The organism is Oceanimonas aquatica, assembly GCF_030732065.1.
GTDB lineage: Bacteria > Pseudomonadota > Gammaproteobacteria > Enterobacterales > Aeromonadaceae > Oceanimonas.
In genome coordinates this window covers 111,712-127,740 of record NZ_JAVBHX010000008.1, presented here as the reverse complement: position 1 = coordinate 127,740, position 16,029 = coordinate 111,712, and the positions used below count along the sequence as shown (strand labels likewise).

Sequence of the window (16,029 nt, the reverse complement as noted above, 5' to 3'; positions counted from 1 at the left end):
CCCCCATGGAGGGGTCTACGGCGTGTCGTGGGAGTTGGCCTTTTGTCCGACTGGAACCCGGGTCCTGCGTCAGACCCGGAATTGCCCCAGCCGCAGTTCCTGCTGTTCCACCTGTTGCTCCATGATGGCGCACTGCGCCACCTGATGGCGGGCGCCGTCGGCCACCGCCTGGCCGTGATCGCGAATGTTGGTGGTGTTGCGGTTGATCTCCTCGCTGGTGGCGCTTTGCTGCTCGGCGGCGGTCACGATCTGCAGGTTCATGTCGTCGATGCGCGTCATGGCCTCACGAATGCGGGTCAGCAGCGCGTTGGCGGCGCCGGCTTCCTCGGCGGTGCGGCTAGCGGCGTCACGGCTCTGGTGTATGCGCGCCTCGGCCAGGCTCACGCCCTGCTGCAACCGCTCGATCATCTGGCGAATTTCCTGAGTGGATGCCTGGGTGCGCGAGGCCAGGGAGCGCACTTCGTCGGCCACCACCGCAAAGCCCCGGCCCGACTCCCCGGCCCGGGCGGCTTCAATGGCGGCGTTCAGTGCCAGCAGGTTGGTCTGCTCGGCAATGCCGGTGATCACCGACAGAATGGATTCTATCTGGCCGCTGAGCTGGCTCAGCTCGTGAATGGCCAGGCTGGTTTCGTCCATGTCGTCGGCCAGCCGGCGAATGGCGCTGGTGGATGATGACACCACGGTCACGCCGTCTTCGGTTTCCCGGCTGGCGTCGGTGGCGGCCTGAGCCGCGTGCTGGGCGTGGCGGGCCACGTCTTCGGCGGTGACCGTCATTTCCTGCATGGCGGTGGCCAGCTGATCCAGCTCCTGCAACTGCTCCTGCAGCCGGCCGGCGGCCTGCTCGGCTTCCCGAGTGGTATGGCTGGCGCTGGCTTTTACCTGCTGCGAACTGCCCTTGACCTCGCCAATCAGGGTTTGCAGGTGTTGCAGCAGGCCGTTGAACTCCCGTTCCACCTGGGTGATCTCGTCATTGCCCCGGGCCGGCAGCCGCCGGGTCAGATCCCCTTCGCCCTGATTGATCTCCTTCAGCGACTGATGCAGCTGCACCAGCGGGCGCAGCAGCTGGCGTACCAGAAAACCCAGCAGCAGCAGGCTCAGGGCCACGCCCATAAGGGTGCCAATGGCCGCCCGGCGGTTGAGGCTGTCGACCTCGCTCATCACAGTGTTCCGATCCAGTACCACGCCGATATACCAGTCCATGCCGTTCAGTCCGTTAAGGGGAGTAAAGGACACCAGCAGGTCGGCTTCGTTACCGCTGATCTCGGTCAGGGTGGGCTCCAGCGCCGGGGTCTTGCCGTTAAACAGGGTGCTCAGCGGCTGGCCGTTAAGGGCGGCATCGGGATGGGAAATGATATTGCCTCGGCTGCTCAGCAGAAAGGCGTAGCCCGCCTGGTTGAAGTCGAGGGTATTGAGGGCGTCGGCAATCACGCCAAGGTGAATGTCGCCGCCAAAGGCACCGCGGAATTCCCCCTGCTGGGTGAATTTGGTGACGGCGGAGATCATCAGCTCGCCACTGCTGGCGATCACATAGGGTTCGGTCAGCACCGCCCGCGGGGCCTGCCGGGCCTGATCATACCAGGGGCGCTGGCGGGCATCCCAGTCGGCGGGAGGGTTCCAGCTGGCGTCGTTGGTAATGGCCCGTCCGCCGGTGCTCTCCAGTCCGCCGAACATGGAGTCGAACTGCTCCACCAAAACCGGATCGGCAAAGGCGGCATTGATCTCGCCGTTGTCAAACCGGCGATCCAGCTGCTGGGCGGTGAGATCGATCAGCTGCAGCTTGCCGTTGAGCCAGCCGGTGATCTGGCGGGCCAGGGTGTCGCTGGTTTCCATGATGCCGGCCCGGGTCTGATCCATCAGGGCGGCGCGCATCTGGGTGGCCTGCAGCACCGACAGTACCCCCGTGGTTAAAAACAGCACGCCGGCGGCGGCCCAGCCGACCTTGTGGGCAATTTTCATGGTCATCGTCCTTGATTGTTCAATTGGGTTTCAAAAGAGAATTACCAATAATAGAGCGCTCCGGCACGGCTCCCCAGCAGTTGTATCAGCAATTCGTCAAAATGAGATCCCGGGCACTTTTTGGCCATGAGCGCCGTTGAATGAATGGGACTGGCGCCGGGCGATGGCCTGGGTTACACTGCGCGCCGAGCTGGCCGGGCAATCGCTGCTTCGTCGTTGTGTCTTCGGGCAGACGGGCGAGGGGGAGGAAAGTCCGGGCTCCATAGGGCAGGGTGCCAGGTAACGCCTGGGGGGCGCGAGCCCACGACCAGTGCAGCAGAGAGCAGACCGCCGATGGCCTTCGGGCACAGGTAAGGGTGAAAGGGTGCGGTAAGAGCGCACCGCGCGGCTGGCAACAGTCCGTGGCACGGTAAACTCCACCCGGAGCAAGACCAAATAGGCCTCCTACAGGCGCGGCCCGCGCTGGAGGCGGGTAGGTTGCTGGAGCCGGCGAGCGATCGTCGGCCTAGAGGAATGGTTGCCAATCGAGCTTGCTCGATACAGAACCCGGCTTACAGGCCAGCTCAATTATTTACCCCACAGCGCAGCCTTATGGCTGCGCTGTTTCGTTATGTCGCCGGCATCCTCTTATTTTTCTTTTCGCTTATCTTTTTCCGCCAGACCGCCGTTGGTGTTTTTGAATATGCCGGTCAACAGCGTCCTTTGTCGTGAGCAACTATTTCCTTGCTTGAAATGCCGGTATTCGCTCCTTACACTTGGCGTCGTGGGAAAAAGTGGATCTTTGTGGAACAAAGTAGAATTTCAGGGACTCTGAATGTTGCGCGGTGCCCATGCCATCAGCCTGGACAGCAAGGGGCGGCTGGCCATACCAACCCGATATCGTGAGCCGTTGCGTGACGAATGCGACGGCTCGTTGGTATGTACCATCGACATCAGCCATCCCTGTCTGCTGCTTTACCCGCTGAACGAGTGGGAACTGGTAGAAAAAACGCTGCGCAGCCTGTCGAGCACCCACCCTCAGGAGCGGCGCCTGCAGCGGTTGCTGCTGGGGCATGCCGCCGAATGCGAACTGGATGGCAACGGACGCTTTCTGGTACCGGCGCCGCTGCGGCAACACGCCGGGCTGGATAAAAAAATCATGCTGGTAGGGCAGCTTAATCGCTTTGAAATCTGGAGCGAAGCCCGCTGGCAACAACAAATAAACGATGATTTGCAGGCCCTTCCCGACGAAGGCTGGGATTCATCGGAACGATTGCGGGACTTTTCGCTATAACAATGAGTGAACAACAGGCACACATTACCGTACTGCTGGAAGAAGCAGTGGCCGGTCTGAATATTCGCCCCGACGGCATTTATGTGGACGGCACCTTTGGCCGGGGCGGACACTCGCGCCATATTCTTTCCAAACTGGGCCCGAATGGCCGGCTGCTGGCCATTGACCGGGATCCGGCGGCCATTGCCGTGGCCGAACAAATCAATGACCCCCGCTTTCGAATTCTGCACGGCCCCTTTTCCGGTCTGGCCGACATGATGGCCGCCGAGGGCCTTACCGGCCGGGTCGATGGCGTCTTGCTCGACCTGGGCGTGTCGTCGCCCCAGCTGGACGAAGCCGAGCGTGGCTTCAGTTTTCAGAAGGACGGCCCCCTCGACATGCGCATGGATCCCACCAGCGGCCAGAGCGCCGCCGACTGGCTCAATCATGCCGACGTCGACGACATCGCCTGGGTATTGAAAACCTTTGGTGAAGAGCGACACGCCCGCAAGATTGCCCGGGCCATTGTGCATGATCGGCAGACCACGCCCTGGAGCCGAACCCGTCAGCTGGCGGAGATGATCGCCCGGGTTAACCCCAGCAAGGAAAAGAACAAGCACGCCGCCACCCGCAGCTTTCAGGCCATTCGCATCTACATCAACAGCGAGCTGGACGAGATCGAGCAGGCCCTGAATGGTGCCCTGACCGTGCTTACCACCGGCGGCCGGCTGTCGGTGATCAGTTTCCATTCCCTGGAAGACCGCCTGGTCAAACACTTTATCCGCAAGCACGAAAAAGGCCCCGAAGTGCCCCCCGGCCTGCCCCTGACCGAGGCCCAGCTGGCCGGCGGCCGCTCGCTGAAAAGCGTGGGCAAGGCACAGAAGCCGTCGGCCGAGGAAGTGGCCGCCAACCCCCGTGCACGCAGCTCGGTGCTGCGGGTGGCGGAGCGGCTGGAGCGCACCGAGTAATGGACAGCCGCATCAACCTGGCCCGGGAAATCGGGCGGGATCTGTGGCGATACAAATGGCTGCTGCTGCTGGCGGTGACCACGGTGGCGTCGGCCATGACGGTGATCGTGGTCACCCACGGTACCCGGCAGCTGACCAGTGAATACAACGAGCTGATGGCCGAACAGGACAAGCTCGACATCGAGTGGCGCAACCTGCTGCTTGAGCAAAATACCCTGATGGAGCACAGCCGAATCGAGGCCCTGGCCCGGGAAAAACTGGGCATGAAGCGGCCCGAGCCGGGCAAGGAAAAATTGGTGATGCAACCATGAGCTGGCGCAGACAAAGGAAAAAGGAGCCCATGCTGGCCCGCGGACGGTTTTATTTCACCTGCGGCGTGATCCTGCTGGCCTTTTTCGCCCTCTTTGCCCGGGCCGCCTGGATCCAGGTGATCTCGCCGGATCGGCTGCGGCTGGAAGGGGACATGCGCTCCCTGCGCTCCACCGCGGTCAGCAATACCTCCCGCGGCATGATCATGGATCGCAACGGCGAGGAGCTGGCGGTGTCGGTACCGGTGCAGGCGGTATGGGCGGATCCCAAGCAGATCCACGATGCCCACAGCCTCGACAAGGAACAGGCCTGGCTGGCCCTGGCCGAAGTGCTGGGCGTACCCCACGATACCCTGCTGGGACGCGTGCAGGATCCCAAACGTCGTTTTGTCTATCTGCAACGCCAGGTCACGCCGGCGGTGGCCGAGTACATTCGCAAGCTGCGCCTGCCCGGCGTGCACCTGCGTCCGGAAGAGCGGCGCTTTTATCCCACCGGCGAGATCAACGCCCACCTGGTGGGCATGACCAATATCGACGGCGCCGGCATCGAGGGCATAGAGCGGGCCTTTAACGACTGGCTCACCGCCCTGCCCGGTGAGCGCAAGGTGCGCAAGGACAGGCTTGGCCGGGTAATCGAGGATCTGGGGGTGGTGGCACAAGCCCGGGAAGCCAACCACATTGAGCTGACCATCGATCAGCGCATTCAGGCCCTGGCCTACCGCTCGCTCAAGCGCGCCTTTGAATATCACAGGGCCACCTCGGCCTCATTGGTGATGCTGGACGTCAAGAGCGGCGAAGTACTGGCCATGGTCAATGCGCCTTCGTTCAATCCCAACAACCGCAGCCAGTATCAGGGCTTTCGCGCCCGCAACCGGGCGGTGACCGACACTTATGAGCCCGGCTCCACCCTCAAGCCACTGATCGTGGTTAGCGCCCTGGAAAACGGCGTGGTCAAGGCCGACAGCATGATTGACACCAGTCCGGGCTGGATGCGCCTGGGGGGCAAGCGGGTGGCGGATCACCGTAACCTGGGCAACATCAGCGTGGAAACCGTGCTGCAGCGCTCCTCCAACATGGGCATGGTGCGCATGGCCATGGAGGAAACCCCGGCGCAGATGCTCGATACCCTTTATCGCTTTGGTCTGGGCATCGACTCGGGCATGGGGCTGGTGGGTGAAAGCACCGGCATGGTACCCCAGCGCCGGCGCTGGTCCGACATTGAGCAGGCCACGCTGTCGTTTGGCTACGGCGTGACGGTAACGCCGCTGCAGCTGGCGCAGGCCTACGCCATTCTGGCCAACGGTGGCGAGCGCCACCCGCTGAGCATTATCAAGCGCAGCCAGCCGCCCGCGGCTGAGCAGGTGATTCCCCGGCGTCATGCCGAGGCGGTGCTGCACATGCTGGAAAGCGTGGTAAAGCCGGGCGGTACCGCCACCAACGCCGCCATTGCCGGCTACCGGGTGGGCGGCAAGACCGGCACCTCGCGCAAGGCCATTGCCGGTGGTTACGGCAGCGATTATGTGGGGCTGTTTGCCGGCGTGGCGCCGCTCAGCGATCCGCGTCTGGCCATGGTGGTGGTGATCAACGAGCCCCAGGGCGATCAGTATTACGGCGGCCAGGTGGCGGCCCCGGTGTTTGCCGAGGTGATGAGCGGGGCCCTGCAACTGCTCAACATTCGCCCCGATGCGGCCACCGAAGAACAATTCCAGCTGGCAGGACAGGAGGCAGCCGTTGTCCCTCACACTTAGAGAGCTGGCGATTCCCCTGGGGCACGCGGCCCCGGCCATCGCCATTGACCGCATGACCCTCGACAGCCGGAACGTGACTCCCGGCTGCCTGTTTATTGCCGTTAAAGGTCATCAGGCCGACGGTCGTCAATACATTGACAGCGCGCTGGAGCGGGGCGCGGCCGCCATTATTCATCAGGTCGATACGGCCGAAGAAGCCGGCCTGAACAGCCAGGACCATCGGCTGCTGGGCGTCTACCGGCTGCCGGAGCAGCTGTCGCGGCTGGCCGGCGCCTTTTACGGCGACCCGTCCCGCCAGCTGCAGTTGGTGGGGGTGACCGGCACCAACGGCAAAAGTACCGTGTCTCAGCTCATCGCCCACTGGAGCCTGCTGCTGGATACCCGCAGCGGCGTGATGGGCACGCTTGGGAACGGCATGTGCGGTCAGCTCAAACCGGCGGTCAACACCACCGGCTCGGCGCTGGAAGTACAGGGTGAGCTGGCCAGCATGCTGAATGCCGGCGCCGAACGCGTAGCGATGGAAGTGTCTTCCCACGGCCTGCACCAGCACAGGGTGGCCGCGCTCGATTTTGACGTGGCGGTGTTTACCAACCTGAGCCGGGATCACCTGGATTATCACGGCTCCATGGCCGAATACGGTGAGGTCAAACGGAGCCTGTTTGAACTGTGCCGCCAGGGCAGAGTCATCAACGCCGATGACGTGCACGGCCGGCGCTGGCTGGCCCATTATCCCGATGCCGTGGCCTACAGCCTGCATGGCCGGGTGGCGGACTTTGCCGGGCGTCAGCTGGTGGCGGAAACGGTGCATTTTTACGGTGACGGAGTGAAAGTGACCATTAACTCCGACTGGGGGAATGGTGTATTATCCGCCCCCCTGATCGGCCGTTTCAACGTGGCCAACCTGCTGGCGGCCATGGGCACACTGTTGGTTTTGGGTGAGTCCTTCGAACGCTTGCTGGCCACCGCCCCCAAACTGGTGGGCGTGGCCGGGCGCATGGAGCCCTTTACCGCCCCCGGCAAACCCCTGGTGGTGGTGGACTATGCCCACACCCCGGATGCCCTGGAGCAGGTGCTGCAGGCGCTGCGTCAGCACTGCCGGGGCCGCCTCTGGTGTCTGGTGGGCTGCGGTGGCGACCGCGACAGGGGCAAGCGTCCGCTGATGGCGGCGGCGGCAGAAAACGGTGCCGACGAGGTGATCCTCACCGACGATAACCCGCGCACCGAGTCGCCCGCGGCCATTATTGCCGACATGCAGGCCGGGCTGAGCAGCCCCGGTGCAGCCCGGGTGATCCATGCCCGGGCCGAGGCCATTGACCATGCCGTAAGCGCGGCGGACGAGCGGGATATCATTTTGGTAGCAGGCAAGGGCCACGAGGATTATCAGATAGTGGGCACTGACATATTACATTACAGCGATCGGGAAACCGTGGCCGCAGTGCTGGGTGAAGGCCGGTGATCGCCGTTTCCCTGAGCCGGCTGGCCGAGGCCTCCGGTGGCGAGCTGCGCGGTACCGACCGCGATATTCTGGCGGTGTCCACCGACAGCCGTCAGCCCATGGCCGAGGGCTGCCTGTTTGTGGCCTTGTCCGGCGAACGCTTCGACGCGCACGATTTTGCCGAGCAGGCGGTGGCCCGGGGGGCATCGGCCCTGCTGGTGGAACGCTGGCTGGACCTCGAGCTTCCGCAGATTCGCGTGGCCGACAGCCGGCTGGCGCTGGGCGTGCTCGGCGGCCTGGTGCGCGACGCCAGCCAGGCCCAGGTGCTGGCCATCACCGGCAGCTGTGGCAAGACCACGGTGAAGGAAATGGCCGCCAGCATACTGTGCCAGAAGGGCAAGGTGCTGGCCACCAAAGGCAATCTCAACAACGAGATTGGCGTGCCCCTGACCCTGTGCGAGCTGACCAGCGATACCGACTATGCGGTGATTGAGCTCGGCGCCAACCATATTGGTGAAATCGCCTGGACCTGCTCCCTGACCCGGCCCCATGTTGCACTGATTAACAACGTGGAAGCCTCGCACCTGGAAGGCTTTGGCTCCCTGGAAGGCATTGCGCAGGCCAAGGGTGAAATTTACGGTGGCCTGGAGCCCGGCGGCGTGGCCATTGCCAATGGCGACAGCCCCTTTTGCAGCCTGTGGAAACAGCAGGTGGAGCTGACGTATTTCGGCGACCGGCGCGATTACCAGGCCCGTCAGGTAACCCTGGACGCCGCCGGTTGTGCTCGTTTTCGGCTGCTCACGCCGCAGGGTGAGGTGGACGTGCAGCTGCCGGTACCCGGTAAACACAATGTGGCCAATGCCCTGGCCGCCGCCGCCGGCACCGAGCAACTGGGCGCCACCCTGGAAGAGATTGCGACCGGTCTTGCCGCCTTCGGTCAGGCCAAGGGCCGGTTGCAGGTATGGACGCGACCCGGGCTGACGGTACTGGATGATACCTATAACGCCAGCGTCGCCTCCGTGCTGGCAGGACTCGACACCCTGGCCAGCCTGCCGGGGTATCGCATTTTCGTGTTTGGCGACATGGCCGAGCTCGGCGACTACAGCCGCGACATGCATGTGAAGGTGGGCGAGCATGCCCGTCGGCTCGGCATTGACGCCGTGCTGACCACGGGGCACGACAGCCGGCACACGGCCACGGCGGCCCACGGCCGTCATTTTGAGAACAAGCAACAATTGTGGCCGGCGCTGAAGCAAGCACTGGCCGCGCACAACAAGGTGGTAGTTTTGGTCAAGGGTGCACGCAGTGCCCGGATGGAACAACTGGTCCGGGCCATTCAGGAGGGAGAGCTATGCTAGTCTGGCTGGCGGAATGGCTGACTCCCCATTTCGGTTTTTTCAACGTTTTTTCCTACCTCACCTTCAGGGCCATCGTCTCCATTCTGACCGGCCTGCTGATCTCCCTGTGGATTGGCCCCCGGCTTATTCGCCGGTTGCAGCAACTGCAAATCGGCCAGGTGGTGCGCAACGACGGCCCCGAGTCCCACTTCAGCAAGGCCGGCACCCCCACCATGGGCGGCCTGATGATACTTATCGCCATTTTCGTGTCGGTGTTGCTGTGGGCCCGGCTGTCCAACCCCTATGTGTGGGTGGTGCTGTTTGTGCTGGGTGCCTTTGGCGCCATCGGGTTTGTGGATGACTACCGCAAGGTGGTGCGCAAGAACACAGACGGTTTGATCGCCCGCTGGAAGTATTTCTGGCAATCGGCGGCGGCGCTGGCGGCGGCGGGCTTTGTGTACTGGATTGCCAAGGATCCGGCCCAGACCCAGCTGGTGGTGCCCTTTTTCAAGGACGTCATGCCCCAGCTCGGACTGTTCTTTATCGTACTCAGCTACTTCGTGATCGTGGGCTCCAGCAACGCGGTTAACCTGACCGACGGCCTCGACGGCCTGGCGATCATGCCTACCGTCATGGTGGCGGCGGGCTTTGCGCTGGTGGCCTGGGCCACCGGTAACGTCAACTTTGCCGAGTATCTGCATATTCCCTACGTGGCTCACGCCGGCGAGCTGACCGTGGTCTGTACCGCCATCGTCGGCGCCGGCCTCGGCTTTCTGTGGTTCAACACCTTTCCCGCCCAGGTGTTTATGGGCGATGTGGGCTCATTGGCCCTGGGCGCGACCCTGGGGGTGATTGCCGTGCTGGTGCGTCAGGAATTCCTGCTGGTGATCATGGGCGGCATTTTCGTGATCGAGACCCTGTCGGTGATCCTGCAGGTGGGCTCCTACAAGCTGCGCGGTCAGCGGATCTTCCGCATGGCGCCCATTCACCATCATTACGAACTGAAAGGCTGGCCCGAGCCGCGGGTGATTGTCCGTTTCTGGATTATCACCCTGATGCTGGTGCTCACCGGCCTGGCCACCCTGAAGCTGAGATAACGCCATGATCCCTGCGCGCACTGTGATTATCGGACTGGGGCAGACGGGACTTTCCTGTGTACACCATTGCCTGAGCCGGGGCGTGCGCCCCCTGGTGATGGACACCCGGGCTCAGCCGCCGGGTGCCGAACAGCTGCCCGAGGGGCTGGAATGTTATTTTGGCGGCCTGAACGCCGAGGTGCTGTGTGCCGCCGAGCTGATCATCGCCAGCCCCGGCGTGGCCCTGGCCACGCCCGAGCTGCAGCAGGCGGCCGCCGCCGGGGTGGAGATCATCGGTGACGTCGAGCTGTTTGTGCGCGAATGCACCGCGCCGGTCATTGCCATTACCGGTTCCAACGGCAAAAGCACCGTCACCACCCTGGTGGGCGAGATGGTCGCCGAGGCCGGTCTGGCGGTCGGCGTGGGCGGCAATATCGGCACGCCGGCGCTGGAACTGCTGAACGCGCCACTGGATCTGGCGGTGCTGGAGCTGTCCAGCTTTCAGCTGGAAACCACCCCGGGACTCAGGGCGCTGGCCGCCACCGTGCTCAATATCAGTGAAGATCATCTGGACCGCTACGACTCCCTGTCTCACTACCGGGACACCAAGCTCGGCATCTACGAGAATGCCGGTCTGTGCGTCTACAACCGGGAAGACGATGAGACATTGCCGCCGGCGGGCAGCCGGGCGGTGAGTTTTGGCCTGAACACACAGGACTATAGCCGCGTCGAGCGTGACGGCGAGTGCTGGCTGAGCGTGCACGGCGAGCCGGTGTTGGCGGCGCGCGAACTGCGCATTGTCGGTGCCCACAACCAGCTCAATGCCCTGGCCGCCATGGCGCTGGCCGACGAAGCCGGCATTCCCCGTGCAGCCCAGTTGGCGGTACTGCGCCGTTTTGCCGGTCTGGCGCACCGCTGCCAGTTTGTGGCCGACAAACATGGGGTGCGCTGGATTAATGACTCCAAGGCCACCAATGTGGGCGCCACCCTGGCGGCCATCGACGGCGTGGCCGATGCGGTGTCCGGCCGGCTCTGGCTGATCGCCGGCGGCCAGGGCAAGGGCCAGGACTTCGCTCCGCTGGTGCCGCTGCTGCACACATCCATTGCCGGCATGGCCTGCCTGGGGCAGGACAAGGAACAGCTGCTTCGACTTTCCGACAATACCCATGCCGTGGCCGACATGGCCGAGGCGGTGGCCTGGTGCGCCGGCCAGGCCGAGCCCGGAGACTGGGTGCTGCTGGCCCCGGCCTGCGCCAGCCTCGACATGTACCCCAATTACCCGGCCCGGGGCGACCACTTTGCCGCCCTGGTGGAGGCGCTATGAAGCTGCTGTCAGCATTCAGTGCCGACTGGCTGCTGCGCCCGTCCCAGGGCCACATCTATGACCGTCAGCTGGTAATTTTATCGCTGGCGCTGATGGTGATCGGTCTGGTGATGGTGTCGTCCGCCTCTATTGCCGAAGGTATTGCGGTGGGCGATGACCCCTTTTATTTCGTCAAGCGCCACGGCAGTTTTTTGCTGATCTGCCTGTTCCTCAGTGCCCTGGTGCTGCAGGTGCCCATGGCGCGCTGGCAGCAGTACAACGCCGGCTTTCTGATCCTGGCGCTGATCATGCTGGTGCTGGTGCTGGTGGCCGGCCGCGAGATCAACGGCAGCAAGCGCTGGCTGGCGCTGGGGCTGTTCAACGTGCAGCCGGCAGAAGTCGCCAAGCTGGCGCTGTTTACCTTTCTTGCCGGGTTTCTGGTGCGCAAGCAGGATGAAGTGCGTGGCCACTGGAAGGGCTTTCTCAAGCCATTGGCGGTGATGGGCATGCTGTCGGTGCTGCTGTTGCTGCAGCCGGATCTGGGGTCCGTGGTGGTGCTGTTTGTCACTACCCTAGGCATGCTGTTTATCGCCGGTGCCCGCATGGGCCAGTTTATCAGCCTGGTGACCCTGGGCATGGCGCTGGTGGCGGGCCTCATCGCCATGGCGCCCTACCGGGTGAAGCGGGTGACCTCGTTTCTGAATCCCTGGGATGACCCCTTTGGCAGCGGCTACCAGCTGACCCAGTCGCTGATGGCCTTTGGCCGGGGCGGCTGGTTCGGCGAAGGGCTGGGCAACTCCATTCAGAAGCTGGAATACCTGCCCGAGGCCCACACCGACTTTGTATTCGCCATTCTCGGCGAGGAGCTGGGCTTTTCCGGCGTCATGCTGGTGCTGCTGCTGCAGTGCTGGCTGGCCTTCAAGGCGTTGCGCATTGGCCAGAAGGTGCTCAACGGCGGTCGCCAGTACGAAGGTTACCTGGCCGTGGGCATTGGCATCTGGTTCAGTTTTCAGACCGTGGTCAACGTGGGGGCGGCCTCGGGCATGCTGCCCACCAAGGGCCTGACCCTGCCATTGGTTAGTTACGGCGGCTCCAGCCTGCTGGTGATGAGCGCCGCCGTGGCCATTCTGGTACGTATCGACTTTGAATGGCGCCGCGACCATATGCAGGCCAGACAGCGGGAGGCGCTATGAGCAACAACAAGACCCTGCTGGTGATGGCCGGCGGCACCGGCGGCCACGTGTTCCCCGGATTGGCGGTGGCCGATCTGCTGCGGGAGGAAGGCTGGACCATTCACTGGCTGGGTACCGCCGAGCGCATGGAAGCCCAGTTGGTCCCGAAACACGGCTACCCGCTGCACACCATCAGCATTGCCGGTGTACGCGGTAATGGCCTCAAGCGGCTGCTGGCGGCCCCGTTCAAAATTGCCAACGCCGTGCGCCAGGCCCGCCGGGTGCTGAAAGAAACCAAACCCGACGTGGTGCTGGGCATGGGCGGCTTTGCTGCCGGCCCGGGCGGCGTGGCGGCAAAACTGGCGGGCATTCCGCTGGTGCTGCACGAGCAGAACGCCGCCGCCGGCATGACCAACCGGTTGCTGGCGCGCATTGCCAGCCGCGTGCTGATGGCCTTTCCCGGCGCCTTTGAGCAGGGCGAAGTGGTGGGCAACCCGGTGCGCCCGGACGTGGTGGCACTGCCGGCCCCGGCCGAACGCATCGGTCTTGAGCCACAGCCGCTGCGTCTGCTGGTGGTGGGGGGCAGCCTGGGCGCGAAAATTCTTAACGACACCCTGCCCGAGGCACTGGCGCAGGTGAAGGCGCCGGTGGTGGTTCGCCATCAGTGCGGCAGGAACAACAGCGAGGCGGTGCGCGCCGCCTACGGGGGTCAGGGTGTTGACGCCGAAGTGAGTGACTTTATTACCGACATGGCCGCCGCCTATGGCGAGGCCGACCTGGTGGTGTGCCGGGCCGGGGCCCTGACGGTGTCGGAAGTGGCGGCGGCGGGCGTGGGGGCCATTTTTGTGCCGCTGCCTCACGCCGTGGACGATCACCAGACCAAAAATGCCCAGGCCCTGGTGGATCAGGGCGCGGCCCTGCTGATGCCTCAGGCCACCCTGACCCCGGCGGCGCTGGCCGAACAACTGGAACAACTGGCCGGCAGCCGTGAGCGGCTGCGGGACATGGCCGGCAAAGCCCGGCAACAGGCGATTACCGATGCGGCGGCGCAGGTGGCGAACTGCCTGCGCACCCTGGCGAAATAAACGAGAGACTGGCATGACCAAGGTTGAACTGGCAAAACTGAGAAGCATGATCCCGGAGATGAGACGGGTCAGACGCATTCACTTTATCGGCATCGGCGGTGCCGGTATGGGCGGTATTGCCGAAGTGCTGGCCAACGAGGGCTATGCCATTACCGGCTCCGACATCGCCTACAACCCGGTCACCGACCGGCTGCAGGCCATGGGCGCCACCATCTTCCTGGGTCACGATGCCCAGCAGGTGGCCGGGGCCAGCGTGGTGGTGGTGTCCACCGCCATTAACGCCGACAATCCCGAGCTGCTGGCGGCGCGGGATCTGCGCATTCCGGTGGTGCGCCGGGCCGAAATGCTGGCGGAGCTGATGCGTTTTCGCCACGGCGTGGCGGTGGCCGGTACTCACGGCAAGACCACCACCACCAGTCTGGTGGCCAGCATCTACGGCGAGGCCGAGCTGGATCCCACCTTTGTGATCGGTGGCCTGCTCAATAGCGCCGGCTGCAACGCCCGGCTGGGCTCCAGCCGTTACCTGATCGCCGAGGCCGACGAAAGCGATGCCTCTTTCCTGCATTTGCAGCCCATGGTGTCCATCGTCACCAATATCGAAGCGGATCACATGGACACCTATGGTGGCGACTTCAGCAAGCTGGAAGGCACCTTTATCGAGTTTCTGCACAACCTGCCCTTCTATGGCCTGGCGGTGCTGTGCATCGACGACGAGGTGGTGCGCAGTCTGTTGCCGCGCATCGGTCGCCAGTTCGTGACCTACGGCTTTAACCCCGAGGCCGACTACCGTGTGGAAGACTTTCAGCAGAGTGCGGATCACAGCACCTTTCGTGTGTGCCGCCCCGACGGCACCTGCCTGGACGTGCAGCTCAACCTGCCGGGCCGGCACAATGCCCAGAACGCGGCGGCAGCCATCGCCGTGGCATGTGAAGACGGCATCGAAGACGCGGCCATTCTGGCGGCGCTGAAAAAATTCGAGGGTGTGGGCCGGCGCTTTCAGCAATACGGCGAGTTCGATACCGGCCGCGGCCGGGTCAAGCTGGTGGACGATTACGGCCACCATCCGAGCGAGGTGCGCGCCACCCAGAACGCAGTACGCGCCGGCTGGCCCGAGCGCCGGCTGGTGACCATTTACCAGCCCCACCGTTTCACCCGCACCCGGGACCTGTACGAAGACTTTGTCGACGTGCTGTCGAAAAGCGATGTGCTGATCCTGCTGGAAGTGTACAGTGCAGGCGAGTCGCCTATTCCCGGCGCCGACAGCCGGGCGCTGTGCCGTACCATTCGCAGCCGCGGTCAGGAGCCCATTTACGTGGCCAGCCCCGATGAGGTGCCCATGGTGCTGGCGGAGCTAATGCAGGACGGCGACATAGTGCTGACCCAGGGAGCCGGTAATGTGGGTGCCCTGGCGCGCAAGCTGGGTGGGTTTAAACTCTCGGTCGAGGCGATGAAGCAGCAAGGAGGCCAGTAATGGAACAATTCGGCAAGGTTGCAGTGCTGTTTGGCGGATGCTCCGCCGAGCGGGAAGTGTCATTGCGCTCCGGCGCCGCCGTGCTGGCGGGGCTGCAGCGGGCCGGCGTGGATGCCCACGGTATCGACACCAAAGACTATCCGCTGGCGCAGCTGAAGGAAGACGGCTTTGACCGCGCCTTTATCGTGGTGCATGGCCGCGGCGGCGAAGACGGCACCCTGCAGGGGGCACTGGAGCATCTGGGCATTCCTTATACCGGCTCCCGCGTGCTGGGGGCGGCGCTGGCCATGGACAAGATCCGCACCAAACAGGTGTGGCGGGCCATGGATCTTCCCACCGCCGATTTTGAAATTGTGCGCCGCAAGGACTACCAGCCGATCCTGGCCACTGAACTGATGGCCCGCTTTGGCGGTCCTGTGTTCGTCAAGCCGTCCCACGAGGGCTCCAGCATCGGCATGGCCCGGGCGGAGAATGAGTCCGAGTTGGCTGCCGCCATCGAAGCCGCCTTTGAATTCGACGACGAGGTGCTGCTGGAGCGCTTTATCGACGGTGACGAGTACACCGTCAGCATTCTCGGCGAGCAAGCGCTGCCGGCCATTCGCCTGCGCACCCCCCATGCCTTTTACGACTACTCGGCCAAGTACCAGTCGGGCGATACCGAGTACCTGTGTCCCTGCGGCCTGGACGAGCAGGAAGAACGCGAACTGGGCGAACTGTGCCTGCGCGCCTTTGACGGAGTGGCCGCCACGGGCTGGGGCAGAGTGGATCTGATGCGCGACCGGGACGGTCAGTGGTGGCTGCTGGAAGTGAATACGGTGCCGGGCATGACCGAAACCAGCCTGGTGCCCAAGGCGGCGCGGGTGGCCGGCCTCGATTTCGACCAGCTGGTGGTGCGCGTGCTGGAAATGGCGGACTGAC

At 63.9% G+C, this 16,029-nt stretch carries 13 protein-coding genes and 1 other RNA gene; 13 read left to right on the top strand and 1 reads right to left on the bottom strand.

Features of this window, described 5'->3' with window-relative positions:
- Window positions 1-69 precede the first annotated feature (69 nt).
- On the bottom strand, window positions 70-1,956 hold the full coding sequence (locus Q9290_RS12645) for a methyl-accepting chemotaxis protein (protein ID WP_306080005.1): 1,887 nt from the start codon (window positions 1,954-1,956) through the stop codon (window positions 70-72).
- 186 nt (window positions 1,957-2,142) lie between these two features.
- Between Q9290_RS12645 and rnpB the strand changes: the two genes are divergently transcribed.
- The 13 genes from rnpB (at window position 2,143) to Q9290_RS12580 (ending at window position 16,028) form a co-directional block, all read left to right on the top strand.
- Window positions 2,143-2,526: RNase P RNA component class A (gene rnpB / locus Q9290_RS12640), an RNA gene on the top strand.
- A gap of 244 nt (window positions 2,527-2,770) precedes the next feature.
- On the top strand, window positions 2,771-3,229 hold the full coding sequence (gene mraZ, locus Q9290_RS12635) for a division/cell wall cluster transcriptional repressor MraZ (protein WP_306080004.1): 459 nt from the start codon (window positions 2,771-2,773) through the stop codon (window positions 3,227-3,229).
- 2 nt (window positions 3,230-3,231) lie between these two features.
- Entirely contained in the window at window positions 3,232-4,176 is a 945-nt protein-coding gene (gene rsmH / locus Q9290_RS12630; protein ID WP_306080003.1) for a 16S rRNA (cytosine(1402)-N(4))-methyltransferase RsmH, read from the top strand.
- Window positions 4,176-4,487: a cell division protein FtsL gene (ftsL, locus tag Q9290_RS12625; RefSeq protein WP_306080002.1), complete on the top strand. Its 312-nt coding sequence runs from the start codon at window positions 4,176-4,178 to the stop codon at window positions 4,485-4,487. The genes rsmH and ftsL overlap by 1 nt, the downstream gene beginning before the upstream one ends.
- A complete protein-coding gene (locus Q9290_RS12620; protein ID WP_371930925.1) occupies window positions 4,484-6,232 on the top strand; it encodes a penicillin-binding transpeptidase domain-containing protein in 1,749 nt (582 codons plus the stop codon). The genes ftsL and Q9290_RS12620 overlap by 4 nt, the downstream gene beginning before the upstream one ends.
- Window positions 6,216-7,688: a UDP-N-acetylmuramoyl-L-alanyl-D-glutamate--2,6-diaminopimelate ligase gene (murE, locus tag Q9290_RS12615; protein WP_306080001.1), complete on the top strand. Its 1,473-nt coding sequence runs from the start codon at window positions 6,216-6,218 to the stop codon at window positions 7,686-7,688. The genes Q9290_RS12620 and murE overlap by 17 nt, the downstream gene beginning before the upstream one ends.
- Complete coding sequence (locus tag Q9290_RS12610; RefSeq protein WP_306080000.1) at window positions 7,685-9,025, top strand: UDP-N-acetylmuramoyl-tripeptide--D-alanyl-D-alanine ligase; 1,341 nt, start codon at window positions 7,685-7,687, stop codon at window positions 9,023-9,025. The genes murE and Q9290_RS12610 overlap by 4 nt, the downstream gene beginning before the upstream one ends.
- On the top strand, window positions 9,019-10,101 hold the full coding sequence (mraY, locus tag Q9290_RS12605; RefSeq protein WP_306079999.1) for a phospho-N-acetylmuramoyl-pentapeptide-transferase: 1,083 nt from the start codon (window positions 9,019-9,021) through the stop codon (window positions 10,099-10,101). The genes Q9290_RS12610 and mraY overlap by 7 nt, the downstream gene beginning before the upstream one ends.
- A 4-nt stretch (window positions 10,102-10,105) precedes the next feature.
- Window positions 10,106-11,404, top strand: coding sequence for a UDP-N-acetylmuramoyl-L-alanine--D-glutamate ligase (murD, locus tag Q9290_RS12600; RefSeq protein ID WP_306079998.1), 1,299 nt, complete (start codon window positions 10,106-10,108; stop codon window positions 11,402-11,404).
- On the top strand, window positions 11,401-12,576 hold the full coding sequence (gene ftsW, locus Q9290_RS12595; RefSeq protein WP_306079997.1) for a cell division protein FtsW: 1,176 nt from the start codon (window positions 11,401-11,403) through the stop codon (window positions 12,574-12,576). The genes murD and ftsW overlap by 4 nt, the downstream gene beginning before the upstream one ends.
- Window positions 12,573-13,640 (top strand): undecaprenyldiphospho-muramoylpentapeptide beta-N-acetylglucosaminyltransferase, encoded by a 1,068-nt coding sequence (murG, locus tag Q9290_RS12590; protein ID WP_306079996.1) that lies wholly within the window; start codon window positions 12,573-12,575, stop codon window positions 13,638-13,640. The genes ftsW and murG overlap by 4 nt, the downstream gene beginning before the upstream one ends.
- A gap of 13 nt (window positions 13,641-13,653) precedes the next feature.
- Window positions 13,654-15,111, top strand: a complete 1,458-nt coding sequence (gene murC, locus Q9290_RS12585; RefSeq protein WP_306079995.1) for a UDP-N-acetylmuramate--L-alanine ligase — start codon at window positions 13,654-13,656, stop codon at window positions 15,109-15,111.
- Window positions 15,111-16,028, top strand: coding sequence for a D-alanine--D-alanine ligase (locus tag Q9290_RS12580; RefSeq protein WP_306079994.1), 918 nt, complete (start codon window positions 15,111-15,113; stop codon window positions 16,026-16,028). The genes murC and Q9290_RS12580 overlap by 1 nt, the downstream gene beginning before the upstream one ends.
- The last annotated feature ends 1 nt before the right edge of the window (window position 16,029 follow it).